This is a genomic window from Aeromonas sp. Y289-2 (assembly GCF_027705925.1).
In the GTDB taxonomy this organism is placed as follows: Bacteria; Pseudomonadota; Gammaproteobacteria; order Enterobacterales; family Aeromonadaceae; genus Aeromonas; species Aeromonas veronii.
On record NZ_JAPDCH010000008.1, the window covers coordinates 136,543 to 157,297 of the forward strand.

General features: G+C 60.4%; 18 protein-coding genes. 13 read left to right on the forward strand and 5 right to left on the reverse strand.

Annotated elements, in window-relative coordinates; translation table 11 throughout:
• Positions 1-74 precede the first annotated feature (74 nt).
• Together lysA and lptM are read right to left on the reverse strand one after the other, a co-directional pair.
• The gene (gene lysA / locus OKC43_RS13615) at positions 75-1,325 is read right to left on the reverse strand and encodes a diaminopimelate decarboxylase (RefSeq protein ID WP_144715402.1); all 1,251 of its coding nucleotides are present in this window, start codon (positions 1,323-1,325) and stop codon (positions 75-77) included.
• Between the two features lie 32 nt (positions 1,326-1,357).
• The gene (gene lptM, locus OKC43_RS13620; protein ID WP_019444858.1) at positions 1,358-1,534 is read right to left on the reverse strand and encodes an LPS translocon maturation chaperone LptM; all 177 of its coding nucleotides are present in this window, start codon (positions 1,532-1,534) and stop codon (positions 1,358-1,360) included.
• A 73-nt stretch (positions 1,535-1,607) separates the two neighbouring features.
• On the opposite strand from lptM, the gene cyaY reads away from it, so the two are divergent.
• Both cyaY and OKC43_RS13630 read left to right on the forward strand, forming a co-directional pair.
• A complete protein-coding gene (cyaY, locus tag OKC43_RS13625) occupies positions 1,608-1,922 on the forward strand; it encodes an iron donor protein CyaY (RefSeq protein ID WP_019444859.1) in 315 nt (104 codons plus the stop codon).
• Positions 1,919-2,572: an alpha/beta hydrolase gene (locus tag OKC43_RS13630; RefSeq protein ID WP_236271750.1), complete on the forward strand. Its 654-nt coding sequence runs from the start codon at positions 1,919-1,921 to the stop codon at positions 2,570-2,572. Before cyaY ends, OKC43_RS13630 begins: the two co-directional genes overlap by 4 nt.
• 66 nt (positions 2,573-2,638) lie before the next feature.
• Here the strand turns inward: OKC43_RS13630 and OKC43_RS13635 are convergent, their stop codons facing one another.
• Positions 2,639-5,158, reverse strand: coding sequence for a class I adenylate cyclase (locus tag OKC43_RS13635; protein WP_236271749.1), 2,520 nt, complete (start codon positions 5,156-5,158; stop codon positions 2,639-2,641).
• Between the two features lie 323 nt (positions 5,159-5,481).
• Between OKC43_RS13635 and hemC the strand changes: the two genes are divergently transcribed.
• From hemC to OKC43_RS13655, 4 genes are read left to right on the forward strand one after another with little or no spacing between them, the layout of a single operon-like run.
• Complete coding sequence (gene hemC, locus OKC43_RS13640; RefSeq protein ID WP_139473287.1) at positions 5,482-6,411, forward strand: hydroxymethylbilane synthase; 930 nt, start codon at positions 5,482-5,484, stop codon at positions 6,409-6,411.
• Positions 6,408-7,142 (forward strand): uroporphyrinogen-III synthase, encoded by a 735-nt coding sequence (locus OKC43_RS13645; RefSeq protein ID WP_236271748.1) that lies wholly within the window; start codon positions 6,408-6,410, stop codon positions 7,140-7,142. The genes hemC and OKC43_RS13645 overlap by 4 nt, the downstream gene beginning before the upstream one ends.
• Positions 7,139-8,188, forward strand: coding sequence for a uroporphyrinogen-III C-methyltransferase (locus OKC43_RS13650; protein ID WP_005336380.1), 1,050 nt, complete (start codon positions 7,139-7,141; stop codon positions 8,186-8,188). The genes OKC43_RS13645 and OKC43_RS13650 overlap by 4 nt, the downstream gene beginning before the upstream one ends.
• Before the next feature lie 10 nt (positions 8,189-8,198).
• Positions 8,199-9,362, forward strand: coding sequence for a heme biosynthesis HemY N-terminal domain-containing protein (locus OKC43_RS13655; protein ID WP_150995502.1), 1,164 nt, complete (start codon positions 8,199-8,201; stop codon positions 9,360-9,362).
• A 70-nt stretch (positions 9,363-9,432) separates the two neighbouring features.
• Here the strand turns inward: OKC43_RS13655 and OKC43_RS13660 are convergent, their stop codons facing one another.
• Together OKC43_RS13660 and glpX are read right to left on the reverse strand one after the other, a co-directional pair.
• A complete protein-coding gene (locus tag OKC43_RS13660; protein WP_005336384.1) occupies positions 9,433-9,684 on the reverse strand; it encodes a YkgJ family cysteine cluster protein in 252 nt (83 codons plus the stop codon).
• A 134-nt stretch (positions 9,685-9,818) separates the two neighbouring features.
• Positions 9,819-10,829, reverse strand: coding sequence for a class II fructose-bisphosphatase (gene glpX, locus OKC43_RS13665; protein ID WP_005336386.1), 1,011 nt, complete (start codon positions 10,827-10,829; stop codon positions 9,819-9,821).
• 221 nt (positions 10,830-11,050) lie between these two features.
• On the opposite strand from glpX, the gene OKC43_RS13670 reads away from it, so the two are divergent.
• From OKC43_RS13670 to OKC43_RS13700, 7 genes are all read left to right on the forward strand, one after another.
• Positions 11,051-12,106, forward strand: coding sequence for a porin (locus OKC43_RS13670; protein ID WP_021231817.1), 1,056 nt, complete (start codon positions 11,051-11,053; stop codon positions 12,104-12,106).
• 120 nt (positions 12,107-12,226) lie between these two features.
• On the forward strand, positions 12,227-13,147 hold the full coding sequence (locus OKC43_RS13675; protein ID WP_040069028.1) for an ABC transporter substrate-binding protein: 921 nt from the start codon (positions 12,227-12,229) through the stop codon (positions 13,145-13,147).
• 33 nt (positions 13,148-13,180) lie between these two features.
• A complete protein-coding gene (locus OKC43_RS13680) occupies positions 13,181-14,059 on the forward strand; it encodes a DMT family transporter (protein ID WP_019444869.1) in 879 nt (292 codons plus the stop codon).
• A 435-nt stretch (positions 14,060-14,494) separates the two neighbouring features.
• A complete protein-coding gene (yjeM, locus tag OKC43_RS13685) occupies positions 14,495-15,961 on the forward strand; it encodes a glutamate/gamma-aminobutyrate family transporter YjeM (protein ID WP_042053465.1) in 1,467 nt (488 codons plus the stop codon).
• 259 nt (positions 15,962-16,220) lie between these two features.
• Positions 16,221-17,132: a D-alanyl-D-alanine endopeptidase gene (pbpG, locus tag OKC43_RS13690; protein ID WP_005336410.1), complete on the forward strand. Its 912-nt coding sequence runs from the start codon at positions 16,221-16,223 to the stop codon at positions 17,130-17,132.
• A gap of 223 nt (positions 17,133-17,355) precedes the next feature.
• Complete coding sequence (locus tag OKC43_RS13695) at positions 17,356-18,393, forward strand: acyltransferase (RefSeq protein ID WP_236271747.1); 1,038 nt, start codon at positions 17,356-17,358, stop codon at positions 18,391-18,393.
• Between the two features lie 293 nt (positions 18,394-18,686).
• Positions 18,687-20,729, forward strand: coding sequence for a TonB-dependent receptor (locus OKC43_RS13700; protein WP_270804018.1), 2,043 nt, complete (start codon positions 18,687-18,689; stop codon positions 20,727-20,729).
• Positions 20,730-20,755: the final 26 nt, after the last annotated feature.

Consider the following 20,755-nt stretch of genomic DNA (forward strand, 5'->3'; position numbering starts at 1 on the left):
GTGCATTCCTGTGCTGTTAGGGCTGTAAAAACTCACCGTCAACCGTTATGAAATCATTGTCCCAGACTGCGCCATCAGGGCAGCAGGTGCTCACCGCGCCAGAGATCGGCCAACTGCTCACGCTCGCGGATCAGGTGTGCTTCGGCACCATCCACCAGCACTTCAGCTGCGCGCGGACGGGTGTTGTAGTTGGATGACATGGTAAAGCCGTAGGCACCGGCCGAGCGCACTGCCAGCAGGGAACCCTCGGCAATGGCCAGAGTGCGCTCCTTGCCGAGGAAGTCGCCGGTCTCGCACACCGGGCCCACCACGTCATAGAGCGCGGGAGCATGACCGGCACGGCTATCCACCTCGATGATGTTCATCCAGGCGCCGTAGAGCGAGGGGCGCAACATGTCGTTCATACCGGCATCGATCAGCGCGAAGTTGCGGGTTTCGCCCGGTTTCAGGTACTCGACCCGGGTCAGCAGCACGCCGGCATTGGCGACGATGGCACGGCCCGGCTCGAACAGCAGGGTCAGATCCCGGCCCGCCAGCTTCTGCTTCAGCGCTTCGGCATACTCGGTCGGATGGGGTGGCTGCTCGGAACCATAGTTGACCCCAAGGCCGCCCCCCACGTCCAGATGATGGATATGAATGCCTTCCGCCGCCAGACCATCGATCAGCCGCAGCAACTTGTCAGCCGCTTCCATAAAGGGATTCAATTCAGTGAGTTGCGAGCCGATATGGCAATCCACCCCGACGATCTCGATGTTCGCCATCGCGGCCGCCTTGCGATAGATGGCGGGCGCCAGCTCGATGGGAATGCCGAACTTGTTCTGCTTGAGGCCAGTGGAGATATAGGGGTGAGTACCGGCATCGATATCCGGATTGACCCGAACCGAGACGCGAGCCTTCTTGCCCATGCTGCCCGCCACCCGATTGAGGCGCTCCAGCTCTGCTTCCGACTCCAGATTGAAACAGAGGATCTCTTTATCCAGCGCGAGGCGCATCTCGGCTTCACTCTTGGCGACCCCAGAGAAGACCACTTTGCCCGGATCACCGCCCGCCGCCAGTACCCGCGACAGCTCGCCACCGGAGACGATGTCAAACCCCGAGCCCAGTCGGGCCAGCAGGTTGAGCAGCGCCAGGTTGGAGTTGGCCTTCACCGCATAGCAGATCAGATGGGGAATATCGCCAGCGGCCTTGTCGAAGGCGTGCCAGTGGCGCTCGAGGGTCGCACGGGAGTAGACGTAAAGCGGGGTACCGTACTGCTCGGCAAGCTGTTGCAGCGAGGTTTGCTCGGCCTGAAGCTGGCCGGCGGCGTCGTAGTTAAAGTGATCCAAGGGGGCGGTTCCTTCCTAGAATGGGTGCGGCATTAGTGCGGCGCGGCCTCGGTGGCAGCCTCAGTGGTCGCAGGCGGTGCTGCTTGCGGTGTACTCTGGCTCTGTGGCTGCTCGGGGGGCGGCATATAGAGCGGCCCCTTCAGACCACACGCGGCCAACCCGAGGGACAGAAGAGTGGCAAGCAGACACTTGGTGAACTGAGTGATCATAATGGTTCGCTGCGAAAAAATTTTTGGCCCTCTATAATCGCACTCACATTGTTAAAAGCAACAGGATAAACCGATGAAGGATCACGAGTATCACGCCCTGACAGACGCCTTTTTCCAATATGTGGAAGACACGCTCGACGAGGGGTATCCGGATATCGACTGCGAACGCAGCGGCGGCGTATTGACCCTCTCTTTCGAGAACAAGACCAAGGTCATCATCAACAAGCAGGAGCCACTGCATCAGATTTGGGTCGCCACCCGCGAGAACGGCTTCCACTTCGAACTGCAGGGTGACACCTGGATCGACAACCGCTTCGGCCACGAGCTCAAGGCGCTGCTGAGCCAATCCTGCACCGCCCAGGCGGGCGAAGAGGTGGTGTTCCCATGATCGACCTGCACCCGCAGGGCGCCCGTCATGCGGTGATCTGGCTACACGGGCTGGGTGATTCCGGCGCCGGTCTCGCCCCGCTGGTGGACGCGCTGGACCTGCCCGCCGAGCTACCGGTGCGTCACCTGCTGCCGGATGCCCCCGAGCGCCCCATCACCATCAACATGGGCTACAAGATGCGCGGCTGGTACGACATAAAGAGCTTCGAGGATCCCGCCGAGCGGGCCGTGGAGTCCCATGTCCGTGAATCAGCCGACCAGATTGCCGCATTGCTCGATCAGCTGGTGGCCGACGGGTTTGCCCCCGAGCATATCGTGCTGGCAGGTTTCTCTCAGGGCGGGGTGATTGCCTCCTTCACCGCGCTGCGCTATCAGGCAACGCTGGCTGGCCTGCTCTGCATGTCCACCTATCTGGCCGCCCCCGACAAATTGCTCGGCGAGATGAGCGAGGCCGCTCGCTCCCTGCCCATCTGCTACATGCACGGCATCTATGACGATGTGGTGAGCCTGTCGCTCGGTTGGGATGCCAAGAACCGGCTTGAAGCTGCCGGACTCACCCCCGAGTGGCATGAGTACCCGATGCGTCACGAGATCTGCCGCCCGCAGCTGGGCGACATTCGCAGCTGGCTGCTGGCCCGCCTCGGCGCGTGAGCCCTTCCGGCAAAGCAAACGGCCTGCATCTGCAGGCCGTTTTTTATGGCGATTCCAACTGACGGGTCAGCCCACTTCCCGAGCGGGCGGCACCTGTTCGCGCAGAGTGCCCTGACTGCGATAGGGGATCACATCCAGCTCGCCATTCACTTGTACTATCTCGTAGTACTGCGGCAGGTTGAAGTTGATGAACTGCCCATCATCGCTGAACCGCTCGTGATTGGAGGTGTAGAAGCGGTTGACCCCCGCCACCAGCTCATCCTTGTTGCCGGCAAAGTGCTGGTAGATCTCCACCCGGTTCGCCTCATCGAGGATATAGATGTTGGTGCCCGCATCCCGGGTATCGAAGAAAAACTGCACCAACCCTTCGCTGGCGTAGGCATCGACGATGCTCGGCAGATGCTGGCTGTGGGTCTTGTCGAGCCGCAGCGGCAGGTGATCCAGCTTGTTGTGGGAGATGTGACGGTAAAAATCGATGGCGTTTTCCAGCTTCTTCACCGACACCCCGCGCCGCTCGAAGAAGATGCCGTACTTCTCGCGGCCAAGGGCCATGGTCTTGACCAGTTGCTGCTTGTCGCGGGCAAGGCGCAGGTCGATACACTCCGCCACTAGGGTCTGGAAGCGGGAGCGCACCAGAGAACGGAAGTGCTGGCTGTAGCAGAACACCTCGATCATCTCGGGGGCGGCAGCATCCTGATGCATCTTGCCGAGGATGGTGGTGAGGGCATCGACCACGGCTTCATCCCCCTGGAAGTGCAGGGTACGGATCTCGCTCCAGGAGTTGCGGTAGACCAGATCTACAGATCCCACCAGACACTCCTGATTGCGACCAAACGAGAAGACATCCACTGTATTGGCGTCAAATTCGATCACCTGACCGACCCAGTGGCTGGTCGGGTCCATCTCCAGATTGAGGAAGATGGAGAGCTGGCGGATCTCGCACGGCCGACTGAGGGCCAGGTTGGTGGCCAGCGGGTACTTCTCGGGGAAGCAGCCGGAGAGATCACGGCAGAACTGGTGCAGATTGTCGATGTGCAGATCCGAACCCTGATTGAACAGGTGCACCCGCGACTGGGGGGTCAACAGATCGTTGAAGTAGGCCCAGGAGACCAGCTTGCTGATGTAGCCGTTGAACTCCAGCGGCGCGCGGCCAATGATGTCCACCGGCTCCAGCGAATGTTTGTAGAGATACCAGCCGGCGCGGTTGAGGCGACCATGCGGCACCTGCACGAAGCTGAGATCCGGCTCGCTCAGATCCGGCGCGATCTTGAGGTTGATACGCTGCACCTTGCCCGGCAGGCTCTCGAACGCGGCGTAGAGCTTGCGCGACAGAATGCCGATATCTTCCGGGTTGATCGACTCGCTGATGTTGTTGCGGCGAGCGAACTGAATCAGGTTGCGGTAGCTCTGCATCAGGGCTTCCAGCAGCTCGGCATGAGCGATCTTCACCTCTTCGATCTTCCACTCGTGGCGATGATCGAGCTGATAGAGCTTGTCCTGACTCCAGCCCCAGTAGGAGACCAGTTGGCTCATCTGCTCGCGGCGCCACTCGGGGGAGTGATCATCCTTGGGATGGCTGAGACCGTCGCACACCTTGAGGTAGAAGCAGCGGCGCACCAGATCGAGCCGCGCCATGTCGCCGATGGACTTGAGGTAGTTGGTCACCTTGTCCAGCATCAGACAGTAGTTGTCGAGCCGGTAGTGCATCCCCTCATTGTGCTGGAACCAGTCGCGACCAATCATCGACAGCAGGCGGGTGTTGGGATACTCGTGGGAGTAGGCCTCCATCAGCACCGACTTGAGCACCGCCTTGTAGGGGGAGTCGATCCCCTTGTAGAGCTGCCACAGGGCGGAGCCGAAATACTCTTCGGCCGGAATACGGTCAAAACTGCCGAGATCGAGCCAGTCGTCCTGCTTGAGCTTGCCGCCCTCGAACAGCTCGTTCACATACGCATCGTAGTGATCATCACACTCGGTGGGCACCAGATACCAGATCAAGCGTTTGCCAGCGATACGCATGGCACTGCGGTAGAACTCGTCGAGCAACAGCAGGTGCTGGGCACTGCCGCAGCTCTCCCCCTGCATCTGGGCATCGTTGGTCTGGCGGAACTTGTCTTCCGGGATCAGGAAGAAGTTGAGATCGACCCCACGCTGTTCGGCCCACTTGGAGAGTTGCTGGCACTTCAGCTCCAGCAGATCGAGCCGCTCCTGCGACAAACCGGCCACGTGGCAGACCCAGATATCGAGATCGGAGTGACAGCACTGGCCGATGGAGGATGTGCTGCCCATGGAGTAGAGCCCCTGAATGGCTCGATCATGGGTTGCCAGACCGCTCTGACAGTTGGCGTTGCGGCAGAGGTCATCGATAAAGGCTTGCTGCTCGGCGGTGGCGCTGAAGCTCCAGATGCCATGAGGGACATCACCGGAGACATAACCGGGCAGCAGGGGATGATTGAAGTGCAGCATGACAGGCAGCAGTTGGAATACCTGCTGCCCATAGCGACTCATGAGGCCTAACGCCCGTTGCGTCTTGAGACGGGTAATGTCGTCATAACGCGCAACCAGCGTATCGATGTGTTCCTGCAATGCCCTGCCTATCACCTAAGTGAAAATGACGCACCAAAAGGGGGATACGTCAAAAAAGTGTGATCATGTTAACAATGCAAACAGCGGTGGTAAACAAGCCTTCAGCTAAACGCCAGATTATTTCTGGTATGACCACATCAAGTATCAGGTGAAATCATTAAATTCCAATGCATTCAATGAATTAATCAACACCCCGTGCTTAATGAAAATCATTTTCAGCATGCATTTTTGAGCTTGGCCCCGCTTTTGCCGGCTCCGCCATGAAAGCCCGGGCAAAGGGTGGTAATATCGATTTCCTTCTAAAAATGAAACAACTGATTGATATGGCAGCCCGAACCCTGAAAATTGCCACTCGCAAGAGCCCGCTGGCCCTGTGGCAGGCCAACTTTGTCAAAGACCGGCTCGAAGCCCTGCACCCGCAGTTGCAGGTCGAACTGGTGCCCATGAGCACTCAGGGTGACAAGATCCTCGATACCCCGCTGGCCAAAGTGGGTGGCAAGGGGTTGTTCGTCAAGGAGCTGGAGACCGCCATGCTGGAAGGACGGGCCGATATCGCCGTTCACTCCATGAAAGATGTGCCGGTGGAGTTCCCCGAGGGGCTCGGTCTGCACACCATCTGCGAACGGGAAGATCCCCGCGATGCCTTCGTTTCCAACCGTTTCAAGGCCATTGCCGAACTGCCACAAGGGGCCGTGGTCGGCACCTCCAGCTTGCGCCGCCAGTGCCAGCTGCGCGCCGCCCGCCCGGATCTGGTGATCCGCGACCTGCGTGGCAACGTCAACACCCGCCTCGCCAAGCTGGATGCGGGTGAGTATGACGCCATCATCCTCGCCGCCGCCGGTCTGAAACGACTGGAGATGGCGCACCGCATCACCGCCTTTATCGAGCCGGAGCAGAGCCTGCCGGCCAACGGTCAGGGTGCGGTCGGCATCGAATGCCGCCTCGACGATGTTGAGCTACACGCTCTGCTGGCGCCGCTGGAACACGCCGAGACCCGCGCCCGGGTGCTGACCGAACGCGCCATGAACCGCGCTCTGCAAGGGGGATGTCAGGTGCCTATCGGTGCCTACGCACTGGTCGACGGCGAGCAGATCTGGCTGCGCGGTCTGGTGGGCAGCCCGGATGGCACCCAGGTGATCCGCGACGAGATCCGCGGTCCGCTGGCCGATGGTGAGGCCCTCGGCGAGCAGCTGGCCCAGCGCCTGCTGGCCGCCGGAGCCGACGAGATCCTGGCCGAGGTCTACCGCGCATGACCCCGCTGGTGGTGCGTCCGGCCACTCAGGCAGCAGAGCTGGTGCAGTTGCTGCGCCAGCACGGCCATGCACCACTCTGCTGCCCGCTGCTGGAAACCGTGGCGGGCAGCGAACTCCCTCTCCTGCCCGACCTGCTGCGCAGTGCCGACGCGGTTATCGCCGTCAGCATCCATGCCGTTCATTTTGCACACGATTTTCTGTTGCAAACTGGTCAGACCTGGCCACATATTGAGTACTTTGCGGTGGGTCAGGCCAGCACAGATGCGTTTGCCGCCATCGGCATCACGGCAAGCTGCCCGGATGACCCGCGCAGCGAAGGGCTGCTGGCCCTGCCCGCCCTGCAGCAGGTAGCAGGCAAACGGGTACTGATCTTGCGCGGTAATGGCGGGCGGGATCTCATCGCCACCACGCTGGCCTCACGCGGTGCTCTGGTGCACTATTGTGCGGCCTATGAGCGCCACTACCCCGATCTAGACGGGGAGACATTGACCCGCCACTGGCAGGCAGCGGGGCTGGACAGCCTGCTCATTACCAGTGGTGAACTGCTGCAACGGCTGCTGGAGCTGGTTCCCGACCACCAGAGGCCCTGGCTTTTTGACCGCCTGCTGGTGGTCCCCAGCCCGCGCGTGGCCGAGATGGCCAGCGCAGCGGGCTTTATCCATATCACGATTGCCCAAGGTGCATCCAACCAGGCCCTGACGGCCGCACTGGAACTGAGGAAGATGGAATGACAGAACAACAAGAATCCCAGGTCAAACCCCAGCCGACCGCTGCGGTCAATGGCAGCAAGAGCCGCTCCGGTGCCGTACTGGGAGGGGTCGCCATCCTGCTGGCCCTTGGCCTGACCGGCGGTCTCTATCTGCACGGTCACAAGAACGCCGTGGCCCAGCAGGCCGAACTGGCCCAGCTCAAGCAGCAGCTGGCGAGCGCCCTGAGCAAGATCGACCAGACCAGCAGCAAGGATGCCGAGCAGCTGGCCGCACTGGATCAAACCCAGCAGCGACTGCAGGGGGAGATGCAGGGTCTGCAGAACCGGGTACTGGACCTGAATGACAAGCGCCCCAACGACTGGATGCTGGCCGAATCCGAATATCTGGTACGAATGGCGGGCCGCAAACTGTGGCTGGAGCATGACCTCGTCTCCGCCATCACCCTGCTCGGCAACGCTGACGAGCGCATCGCCGCCCTCAACGACCCCAGCCTGATGCCGATCCGCAAGGCACTGGCCGAGGATATCGCCAAGCTCAAGGGTATGCCGCGCATCGACCGCGAGGGGCTGACCCTTAAGCTGGCCGCCCTGTCCGACCAGATCGAGCTGCTGCCCCTCTCCACCGTCAGCATGCCGGAAGCCAAGGCCGAGCCGGATCAGGCAGTTAGCACCAATCCCGACGAGTGGGAGAGCAACCTGAAGAAGAACTGGGTCAAGTTCACCGAGAACTTCGTCACCATCCGCCGCCGCGATGGTGCAGTAGAGGCGCTGCTCTCGCCGCAGCAGGAGATCTTCCTGCGTGAAAACCTCAAGACCAAGCTGTTGCAGGCCCAGCTCTCCGTCTATCGCGAGCAGCAGGCGCTCTACGAAGACAGTCTGGACAAGGCCCAGCGCTGGCTGACCCAGTATTTCGACACCGACAACAGCGCCACCCGCTACATGCAGGGCGAGATCGACAAGCTCAAGGGTGAGCAGATCCAGATCGACTATCCGGCCCAGTTCAAGACCCAGGCCATGCTGGAGCAGGTGCTGACCGAACGCCTGCAACGCATTCTGGCCAGCAGCTGAGGAGGGCACCATGATCCGTATAATCATTCTGGTTGCCGTGATGGTCGCAGGGCTGATCTTTGGCCCGCAAGCCTCCGGTAACAAGGGCTATGTGCTGATTGCCCTTGGCAATTACACCATCGAATCCTCCGTCACCAGCGCGGTGATCCTGGCCGTGCTGTTCTACGGCGCCCTGCTGATCGTCGAGTGGCTGCTGGGTCGGGTATTCGGCCTGCGCCGCAAGACCCTCGGCTGGTACGGCTCGCGCCGCCGCCGCAAGGCCAATCAACAGACCGTCGCCGCCACCCTGGCAATGGCCGAAGGGCACTACAGCCAGGCTGAAAAGCTGATGATCAAGGGGGCCAGCAACAGCGACACCCCGCTGCTCAACTACCTGAGCGCCGCCAAGGCGGCACAGGCCCGTGGTGACGACGCCCGCCGGGATCAATACCTGCAAAAAGCGCAGGAGGAGAACCCCAAGGCCGAGCTGGCGCTGACCCTGACCCAGACCCAGCTGCAGATCGAGCAGGGCCAGTACGATACCGCGCTGGCGATGCTGGAGTCAGTCTACGCCCTCAACCCGCGCCACCCCATGGTGCTGGATCAGCTGCGTCAGGTGCATCTGGCCCGTCAGGACTGGAGCGCTCTGTGCGACCTGATCCCGGCGCTGCACAAGGTGGGCAAGCTGACCCCGAAACAGGAAGAAGAGTTGCTGCAACAGGCTTGGTCTGGTCGCCTGCAACAGGCTGCCGGCAGCCTCGAGACCCTCAAGGCGGTATGGCAGGATCTGCCGCGCAAGCTGCGCCTTGAGCCAGAACTGCTGGCCTGCTACGGCGATCTGCTGCGCCAACTGGGCGCCGATGGCGAAGCCGCCACCCTGTGGCAGGAGGCGCTGCGCAAACAGCCGATGCCGCAGCTGCTGGCTCGCCTGCCCAAGCTGAAACTCGACAGCTACCAGCCGCTGCTGGCGCTGCTGCAAAAACAGCAGGGGCAACCGGAGGTGGACACCGCACTGGCCCAGCTCTATCTGCTGGCAGGTCAACTGGACGATGCCCAGAAGCTGCTGGAACAGGAGGTGGAGCGGGCGCCGAGCGCCGCCGCCTATCACGCTCTCGGCCAGCTGATGGACAAGCGCCGCCTCACCAACAAGGCCAACGAGTACTATCGTCAGGCACTGGAGCTGGCGGGAGTCTGATCCCCGGCAAACAGAAACGCGAGAGGCCGCATGATGCGGCCTCTTTTTTTATCTCTTCACCCTGCCCTCGTCAGGTGGTGAGCCGCTCCAGCTCGCCGATCAGCCAGATGGCCTCGGCACGGTGGCTGCCGCACACATCCATCATGGGGCGAAAACCGCCGCACACCGCCGGGCGCTCCGGTTGACCGAAGATCTTGCAGCCAAGGGCGCTATCGAGCTGGATACAGGGGACGCCAGCCGGTTTGCCATCTGGCATACCGGGAATGGCACTGCTGATACTGGGGGCGATGCAACAGGCAGCGCAGCCGCTACGACACTCCATAGACTCCACTCCTTTGGGACGGTCTGAGCCACCATAGCCGAAGCGGCGGCACAAACGTAGCTGGCGCACAAGAAAAAGCCCGACCGCACGGGCGATCGGGCTTCAGACAACACAGCCGGTTCAGCGAGCCATCATCACAGGATGATATCGCGTACCACGCTGTCTTTGCGCTCAAGATAATGGATCGACTTGATACGACGAATGGTGCGCGACTTGCCACGGATCAACAGAGTCTCGGTGGTCGCCATCACGCCATCGCTGGTGATGCCATCCAGCAGATCACCCTTGGTGATGCCGGTGGCGGAGAAGATGACGTTGTCATTCTTCGCCATGTCTTCCAGCTTGAGCACCTTGTTCACATCGATGCCGAGCGCTTCGCAGCGGGCAATCTCCTGCTCGCCCAGCGCACGCACTTCCGGGCTGTCGCCCTTGACGCGGTGACGCGGCACCAGACGGGCCTGCATGTCACCATCCAGCGCGCGGATCACCGCAGCGGAGATCACCCCTTCCGGTGCGCCGCCGATGCCATACAGCATGTCGACTTCGCTGTCCGGCAGACAGGTGAGGATGGAGGCGGCAACGTCACCATCAGGAATGGCGAACACCCGCACGCCCAGACCCTGCATCTCCTTGATTGCCTTGTCATGACGCGGCTTGGCCAGGGTAATGACGGTCAGACGGGAGAGCGGCTTGCCCAGCGCCTTGGCCACGGACTTCAGGTTCAGCTCGAGAGCCTGATCCAGGTCGATGGCGCCTTTGGCCTTGGGGCCGACGATCAGCTTTTCCATGTACATATCAGGCGCTTTCAGGAAAGAACCCTTGTCGCCCACCGCCAGCACGGCCAGCGCGTTGGCCTGACCCATGGCAGTCATGCGGGTACCCTCGATGGGATCGACCGCGATATCCACCGCGTCGCCGTGTCCGGTACCAACCTTCTCGCCAATATAGAGCATCGGCGCTTCATCAATTTCACCTTCGCCGATCACAATCTCACCATCGATCTCGATCTGGTTGAGAATGTGGCGCATGGCCGCTACGGCCGCCCCATCAGCGATATTCTTGTCACCACGTCCGAGCCACTTGTAGCCAGCCAGTGCAGCCGCTTCCGTCACTCGGGAAAACTCGATTGCCAGTTCACGTCTCATCGCATATCCAACCTATGGAGCTCGAAAACGGGCGGCATTCTACCACAAGGGCAAACCTTTGCGCACAAAAGTAGCCGCTGCGAGCAAGAATGTAGCCAATTCATCCAATTGCAACCCAATTGCCATCGACTCTTCATCCAACTGTCACCCCGCTGTCATCCCCGCTGCCTAGCATGACCCCGTTTTCAAAACAAAAGCTTGCAACACCACAAGGGATTAAGATGAAAAAGCTGACTGTAGTGGCACTGGCTCTCACCGCAGCCTTCCAGGCTCAAGCCGTTGAAGTGTACAAAAATGACACCTCCATGCTGGATCTCTATGGCCGTATCTACGCTGGCCACTTCTTTGGTGACAAGAAGGAACTGGATGCCAGCGGCAAACCGAAAAGCGAATACAGCGACAAACAGGGTGCCAACCAGTTTGTCCGTTTCGGCGCCAAGGCCGAGACCCAGATCCAGAGCGGCCTGAAGGCTCTGGCTCAGTACGAAGTACAGATGTATATCAATGACAGCGAGAAGACCATCAGCGAGAACTCCGACAACCTGCGCACCCGTCTGGCGTTCGCCGGTGTCGGCGCTGACTGGGGCACCGTGACCTTCGGTCGCCAGAAGGGGGCCCCGGGTTTCCTGGCTGACTGGACTGATGTCTCCCTCTCCGACGGCTACGGCAACGACGCGCTGGGCGCCAAGACCGACACCTTCGCCACCAACCGCGCCGGTTCCGTGCTGAAATACTCCGGCCTGTTCAATGGCTTCCAGCTCGACACCAGCTACAAGTTCGACGGTGGTGACACCGAAGAGACCACCAGCAAGGATAGCGATGCCGCCTACGGTGCTGCCGTGGCCTATACCTTCCCGTTCAACCTGTCTCTGGGTACCGCCTACAACGTCGGTATCCGCGACAAGAGCGGTGAAGAAGATGCCAAGCTGTGGCTGATCTCCGCCAAGTTCGACAACAAGGCCGCCTACGCCGCCCTGAGCTATGCCGATGGCAGCGACTTCCTGGCGACCGGCACCGATCACACCGGTTGGGAAGCCGCGCTGGGCTACAACTTCGAGAACGGCTTCGGTCTGATGGCCCTGTGGAACAAACAGGAACAGGACAAGGCTGGCATCAAGAAAGACAACGTGGATTACTACACCCTGGGTGCCCAGTACAAATTCAACAAGAACCTGCGGGTGATTGGCGAATACCGTATCAACAATCTGGACAGCAAGGAGAGCGGCAAGCTCAACGTCAAGGATGACTTCCAGCTGGCTGCCCGCTACGACTTCTAATCGAGGTTTTGCGGATCCCCAAAGCGCGATGGCTTGCCATCGCGCTTTTTGCTGGGCGTCGCTCACGACCGGAGAAAGTGGCCTAGGCTCAACAGTAGATGTATCGCCGGAGAGATGATCATGGTCAGGCTGCTTTTCGTCCTGCTGTTGCTGCTGGCACTTCCCGCTCACGCCCTCTCTATCGCCATGGTGCTGTGGCGCGGTGAAACCGCAGCCGAAGCGGGCTTTCGGGCAGAGCTGACCCGCCTTGGCTATCAGGCCACCATCACCACCTATAACGCCGATCAGGATCGTACGGCGCTGGCAACCATGCTGCGCCAGCAGATGCTGCCGAAACTGGCCGAATACGACTACATCTACACCTTTGGCACCACCGCCACCACCATGACCAAGAGTCTGGTGGCCAACCGCAAACCTCTGATTTTCAATGTGGTCTCCGATCCGGTCGGGGCAGATATCCTCTCGGAAGATAAAGCCCAGAACAGCATGGTGGCCGGGGTAAGCAATATGGTGCCGATGGCGCTGCAACTGGCCAATGCCAGCGAGCATCTGGCCACCGGAAAACGGCTGCTGCTACCCTTCAACCCCCGTGAGCAGAACACCCTGCTGGTGGCCGATATGCTGCTCAATGAAGCGAAGCGCTATCAGTGGCAGATGGTCACCTGGCGAATGGCCCCTGACCCACGGCGGCTGGACAACGAACTGAAGCGGCTGCAACAGGATGCCAAAAACGACATCGTCTTTCTGGCCGCAGACAGCTATCTGCTCTCCATCGCCCCCCGCCTGCTGAATGCGCTCAACGCAGCTGCCATCCCTACCATCTGCAGTGCCGAGCTGTTCGTCGAGCACGGCTGCAGCGTTGGCACCATCAGCAGCTACGAGGCACTGGGCAAGATGGCCGCCGGGATCATCCATCGCCACCAGCAGGGAACCGAGCTGCAAGATATACCGCTGCAGACCGATCCCCATCCCAAACTGGTACTGGGGCAACTGGGTAACGCCACCACGCAGGAGGCGAGCCCCGAAAAGCCGAAGCCTTGATAAAGATCTCGGCCAATCAGGCTCCGGGCGGGTATGCTGTTGACCCCCATCGCCCGAGAGCCCTTTCCCATGAGCACCACCGTCTTTTTTGCCGTTCTGCTGGCAGCCCTGCTTCACGCCAGCTGGAATGCGCTGGTCAAAATTGGCGAAGAGCGGCTGGTGGGGGTATCACTGGTGGCGATCTTCTCAGGGCTTATCGCCGCCGTGGCGCTGCTGCCAATGGGGCTTCCCTCTGCTGCCGAGCTGCCCTGGCTCGGCCTCTCAGTCCTGCTCCATATCGGTTACTGCCTGTTTCTCAGCCATGCCTACAATCAGGGCGATTTTGGCCAGATCTATCCGCTGGCCCGTGGCAGTGCCCCACTGCTCGCCATGGCGTTAAGTGCCCTGCTGCTGGGGGACTACCCCGGTTACGGCGGCATCATCGGCGCCTGCGTGCTGATCATGGGGGTCTTGCTAATGGCCTGGCGAGGTGGGCAGCAGCGCCTTGACAGCAAAGCGGTTCGGGCAGCACTGATCACGGCCATGTTCACGGCGACCTATACCCTCTCGGATGGAGCCGGCGCCCGCGCAGGGGGTGAACCGGTACGCTACACCCTCTGGCTCTTTGCCTGCACCGGGCTGGCAATGTTGCTGGTGCTGCTCGTCCACCAAAAGCGCAACGCATGGCGCCAGATCCGCCAATATGCACTGGTTGGCGCCACCGGAGGTGCCATGTCACTGCTTGCCTATGGGATTGTTATCTGGGCCATGACCCAAGCCCCCATTGGCGTGGTCGCGGCTCTGCGCGAAAGCAGTGTGCTGTTTGCCATGCTACTCTCGGTCTGGCTGCTGAAAGAGCCGCTCGGGCGCATGCGGCTGACGGCGGCGGCCATTATCACTGGCGGCGTGCTGCTGACCCGGCTGGGAGGATAAGCGCTGTCGCCATTGGGGCGTATTTATCAGGCAGGATGGCGTAATTCACTCCGCCAAATATGCCGAATACCAATAATGGAAATAAGTGTCGGCCCGGGCGTAAATGTTTACATCCGCAACGTATCAATTAACTGGCAGGTCTGTTTATTTCAACCACAGCTTCATTCGGGAAACTTACCTGCCAAGCAGCATTAATGATAAAATCGTTCACAGTTAATTTTCGGCAACGCTGACCAATACCGCGCATGGCACAGACCATGCCGCTCCGCCCATACATTCATTGACCGCCTGACGGGTAAGCCAGCCCGGTCAGAGATGACCCGATCGCGCCCGCCACAGCAAGATGGCATGGCGCTACCGCGTTATTAATGGGTCTGGTTTCGTCCGTTTAATTTTTGATTATTTTAAATCCAGCACCATCAGGGAGTTTTTAATATGTCAGCAAAAAAGCTGAAATTGGGCGCCTTTATATTGATGATATTAACATCGGTATTTGGCGTCACTAATATCGGGATCGGTTTTTACCGAATGGGATATGCCGCCATTCCGATGTTCGTGATCGGCGGTCTGTTCTTCTTCATCCCGTTCATTTTGATGATGATCGAATTCGGCACCGGCTTTCGCAAAGAGGCAGGCGGCATCTTTACCTGGATGCGCCACTCGGTCTCGACCCGATTCGCCTTTATCGGTCTGACCATGTGGTTCGCCTCCTACGTCATCTGGATGTTTGGCAAGGCGCTCTCCATGTGGGTGCCCCTCTCCTTCATGCTGTTTGGCCGCGACATCACCGTCATCCCGGTCACCCTGGGTACCGGCATCGACTTTGGCCCCTTTATTCTGGGTGTGGTCGCCATCGCACTGGTGGCCACCGTCACCAAGCTCATCACCCTGGGTAGCGCCCGCTTCGCCAAAGTGGCAGCCATCGGCGGTCTCTCCGTGGTGGCACTCAACGTGTTGCTGTTGGTCGGCGGCGTCTTCACCTTCGCGGTGAGCGGCATGACCCTGCAGGAGCCCTTCACCCAGGCATCGCTGACGGCGTCTCCCAATGCAGCGTTCAACGACATCATCCCCTTCCTCGGCTTTATGGTGTTCGCCATCTTCGCCTACGGCGGGGTCGAGGCGATGGCCGGGGTGGCTGACGAGCTGGAAGATCCGGAGCGCGACCTCAAGCGCGGCATCTTCCTCTCCGGCGCCTTCATCGTGCTCTGCTACATCATCGGCTTTCTGGCGGTCGGCTCCATCATGCGCTGGAGCGACTTCCCGGCCGAGGGGATCACCTCTCTCTCCGCCCTCTTCATCATCATGCTGGAGCTGGGGCGCCATCTTGGTGGCGAGTGGCTGGGACAGGTGTTCATGCGCTTTGCCGGATTGGGCATGTTCCTGAGCTATCTTGGCGCCTTTATCGCCCTCTCCTACGCGCCGCTGCGCCAGTTCATCACCGGCACCCCGAGCTACTTCTGGCCGGAGCGTTTCCAGCGCGAGAACGAGAATGGCGTGCGGATTGAAGCCCTCAAGGTGCAAGCCTGGGTGGTCTGTCTGTTCATTGCCGCCAAGTCCATCTTTACCCTGATCAACCCGGAAGGGGCCGCCGCCCTCTATGAGCTGATCATCACCATGACCAATGTCGGCATGACCCTGCCCTACATGTTCCTCATCTACGCCTGGTATCGCTATCGCAACAACCCGGCGCTGGGCAAGGACCTGATCTTCTTCAAGAGCGCGGGCTCGGTACTGCTGGCTACCATCATCAGTCTGATCCTGGTCGCCTTCGGCAACGTCTTTACCGTGGTCGCCCCCTTTATCTCCGGCGATATATCCACCGGCGTCTGGACCATCATTGGCCCGCTGCTGTTCGTGGTGATCGCCATGCGCTTCAAGATCAAGCAGGAAGATGCCCACTAAACGGTAAGCAATGCTCCATGCCAATCGGGACTGTTCTGGTCCCGATTTTTTTAGTGCCGGCTTCCGCTCGCCATCACGACCAGTCCATAGTTTCAATGTAAGAAAAGACTCTATGGAGACCTCTTTTACACTCTCCTCGCCGTCAGAGCGCGCTCAACGCCGTAAATTATCAATATCAAGGTGAGAATGATTGTGAAGCGCCAGTTCACGACATATAACTTAGCGAGATATCCCTGTATTTCGTCCGGTAGAGCTGATCATGATGATGCGTTCCCTCCTTCCCCTGTTGCTTGGCGCAGTAATGCTGCCGGCCACTATGGACAGTGCCCATGCCAACCCCTTTTCCGCCAGCAGCAAGAGCAGCAGCGGCTTTCTCGAGCGACGGGATGTGCCCAACCTCAGCTCGGCCGCTTTCGTGGTGGCCAACCACAGAACCGGCGAGGTGATCTCCGAGCGCAACGGCAACCGGGTAATGCCCATCGCCTCACTCACCAAGCTGATGACGGCGCTGGTGGTGCTGGATGCCAACCTGCGCCTCAACGAAATGCTCACCGTGACCAATGCCGACATCGACCGCATCAAGGGAACCGGCTCGCGCCTGGCCATAGGTTCCAGGCTCAGTCGCGCCGAAATGCTCCATATCGCCCTGATGTCCTCTGAAAACCGCGCCGCCTCGGCGCTGGCCCGCCACTATCCCGGCGGCCAGCGTGCCTTCGTCGAGGCGATGAATGCCAAAGCCCGCATGCTGGGGATGTGGAATACCCGCTACGCCGACAGCACCGGGCTTAACCCACGCAATGTCTCCACCGCGCAGGATCTCGCCAAACTCGCCGCCGCAGCGGCCTCCTATCCGCTGATCCGCCAATATTCCACCGACGAGCAGAGCTATGTGCGCACCAACAAGCGTCAGCTGCACTACCTCAACTCCAACCGGTTGATCCGCGAAGGGCAATGGGAGTTCACCCTCTCCAAGACCGGCTATATCCGCGAAGCGGGCCGCTGTCTGGTGCTGGGCACCAAGGTCAATCGCGAGCCGGTGATCATGGTGCTGCTCAATGCCGAGACCACCAACGATCGGGTCGCCGACGCCAAGCGGATCAAAACCTGGCTGGAGAGCTCGGGCAGAACCACCCTGGCAGCCAACCAGAGCAGCATGCTGACTCACCAGTAAGCTCGACATCCCCAACCAAGCGAGGCGCCCGCCTCGCTTTTTTTATCTGCATGAGCGCGCCCAAAAAACGGGAGCTTGCTCCCGTTACAGGTAACACCTTCCGCCATCCCGTTACAAAACGTAACTACTCAACAGCGTGATTCACACTAATAGAATCAATTGGTTGTAAGTTTTCGGCAAGAATTTTAGCGTGTCATCACAACCCCTGTAGCGACGAGCCACCATGCGTATTTCCAGTATCGAGTGCGGGCGGGTACTGGCCATTCTGGCCGTGATGACCATTCACGTATCCCCCTTCGCCAATCCGTTCAACCCCGCCCTGTGGGGAAGCGGATCCTGGCTCTGGCTGAGCGGCACCATCAACCAGTTATGCCGCTTTGCAGTGCCGCTGTTTTTCCTTTGTGCCGGTTACTTTCTGCAGCCGAGACTGAGCCGCGAAGCGCCGCTGACCGTTGCCTGGCACTACTGCCGCCCCTTGCTGTTGCTCTGGCTGGTGTGGAGTCTGGTCTACCTGCTAGTGCCGTTCAATCCGCTGGATGCCGTGCAACAGGGCTATCTGGCCTCCCTGTGCGGGCAGTGGCAATTCCAGCTCGGCGACCCCCTCAATGGCTGGCTGGTGGGCGGCATGATCCACCTCTGGTTTCTGCCAGCCCTGGTGATGGCGGTGGCCCTGCTGGCACTCTGCTATCGGCTTGGCAGACCATCGCTCGCCCTCTGGCTGGGTCTTGGCCTTTACCTGCTGGCGCTGCTGGGGGGCTCCTATGCCAAGCCGCTGCTGGGCACCGAGTGGCCACTACTCACCCGTAACGGCCCCTTCTTCTCCCTGCTGTTTGTGGCGCTCGGGGCCCTGCTGCGCCAGCGTCAGTGGCAGCCCGATGCCCGCACCGGCTGGCAACTGCTGCTGGCGGGCGTGGCGCTCTATGGCTGTGAAGCCTGGGCGCTGCAGCACTTCGCCGCAGTGCCGCTCACCCGCCACGACTTCCTGCTCGGCTCCCTTCCCTGGGCTATCGGCCTGTTTGGCCTGCTGCTGGCCAACCCCGAGTGGGGCAAAGGCAGCTGGCTTGAACGTCAGGCACCCAAAGTGCTCGGGATCTATTGCCTGCACATGATGCTGGTAGTCTGGCTCTTCGTGTTTGGCCCGCAGGGCGCATCCATCCTGTGGGAGATCGCCAAGGTGCCGCTGCTGCTGGGAGCGTCTCTGCTGGCCTATCGCCTGCTGGCGGCCCTGCCACTCGCCCATCGACTGCTGCGTACTCGCTGAGTCCGGTATCCGGCCCGTCCTATCGGGCCGGATACCTCTTCACGTTTCGTCTCTTTCTCTTCCGCTACGCCCTTTTTGCTCTCGCTTCATTCCCGCAGTTTGCTGCAATGGTTCTACTTTTCAGCCGCGCTTCCCCAACCGTAAACCTGCCCCCACAGCCCCCCTCTATTTTCACCTTGCCAGACAAATGAAAATCAATATCATTGGCATCCCGCTTAAGCGGGTCAGGCTAATTATAATTAAATCAATATGTTCGAGCCGTCAGGTCGACATCCAAAGAGTCAATATTGAATATGCAGCACCCTCACTTTCGCAGAACGCTGGTCTCGCTGGCACTGCTGGGCACCGGCTTCACTGCCCAGGCCACCGATGAAACCATGACAGTGGTTGGCAAACGATCCCAGCATCAGGAAGTTGCCACCGCAACCCGTACCAATACGCCAGCCAAGCTGGTTCCCCAGACCATCGACAGCGTCAAGGTCAGCGAGCTGACCGCCTTCGGCCAACCGACGCTGAGCGAAGCCCTGAGCGGTATTCCCGGGGTCAACGCCAGCGGTGATACCCGCTTCGATGGAGTCAATATCCGCGGCTTCAGCGCCAGCAACGACTTCTATCTCGACGGGTTCCGCGACGACATGCAGTACACCCGGGATCTCGGCAACATCGAGCGGGTGGAAGTGCTCAAGGGCCCGGCTGCCGTACTCTACGGCCGTGGCAGCACGGGGGGCATCGTCAACCGGGTCAGCAAGAAGCCGCAGAAAGGGCAGGAGTCCAGCGTCACCGCCCGGGTCGGCAGCTTTGACAGTCAGCGACTGGCCGCCGACCTCAATGGCGAGGCGAGTGAGCAGGTGCAACTGCGCCTCAACATGGCACAAGAGGACAAAGATAGCTTCCGCAACGGCGTGAAGAGCAAGCGCACTCTGCTGGCCCCTTCCGCCAACTGGGAGATCAGCGACAACCTCAACTGGCTGGTGCAGTACGAGCGCAACGAACATGACCGCACCCCGGATCGCGGCATTCCCGGGGTCAATGGCCGTCCGGCCGATGTGCCGCGAGAGTATGTTTACAGCGATACCAGCCGCGACTTCATTGATGACGTGGCGCAATCCACCCGCTCCCGCCTCTCCTGGGATATCAACGATCAGTGGCAGCTGCGCCAGCAGCTCGGTTACTCCACCCTCGACAGCCAGTTTGACAACACCTATGTCACCAGCGTCAAAGGGGATCAGGTGACCCGCTCCCGCTGGCAGCAAGATCTGAAAGCGAAGAGCCTGATCAGCAACACCGAGGCCGAAGGTCTGTTCCAGACCGGCCCGGTGGAACATCGCCTGCTGGTTGGCTTCGAGCAGAACTGGCAGGAGCGCACACCCAAGCTCTACCAGAACGCCACCGCCATCCCGTCTGGCAATCTCTACGATCCGGGCTCGCTGCCCACCTACAATGGCTCCATGAAGCTCTCCAGCGACGCCAAACACAAGGTGCGCGGTAATGGCCTCTATCTGCAGGATCAGCTCACCCTGGGTGACTGGCATCTGGTGGGCGGGCTGCGCCGTGACGACTTCACCGTCACCAGTCGCCGCTACGACCTCAACAAGGAGGAGAGCGTCTCGGTCAACAGCCTGAGCCCGCGCCTCGGTCTGGTGTGGAATCCCCTCGAGGATCACGCCTTCTACACCTCCTACAGCAAGACCTTCACTCCGGTGGGCGGCGAGCTGATCGGCATCACCCCAGGTGACAAGAACAACGGGCTGGAACCCCAGCACACCCGCCTCTACGAGGGGGGGGTGAAGAGTGACTGGCTGAACGGCAAGCTGGCGACCACTCTCTCCCTCTATCGACTGGAGATGTACAACAAGCGCACCAAGGATCCGCTGGATCCCACCAAGGTGATCCTCACCGGCCTGCAGCGTACCGAGGGTGTCGAGCTGAGCGCCCGCGCCGAGCTGACCGACGAGATCTACCTGCGTGGCGGCTTCGCCATTCAGGATGCGGAGCAGGTCAAGGCGGACGCGGATCTGCAGGGCAAGCGCCCGATGAACGTCTCCCGCCAGAATGGCCAGTTCTACCTCGGCTACAAGAGTGGCGAGCAGGGCTGGTTCGGCGAAACCGGCGTGACGGCAGTGGGCGATCGCTTTGCCGACAACGCCAACACCACCACACTGCCCGGTTACGCCCGCTTCGATGCGCGCGCCGGTTATCGCTGGCAACAGTGGGAAGCCGAGCTGAGCGCCGAAAACCTGACCGATCACGAGTACTTTGTCAGCGCCACCAGTGCCACCCAGATCATGCCGGGTACGCCCCGTCAGCTGAGTCTGACCGGAACCTACCGCTTCTGATCTCTGTGACAACCACCCCGACTGGC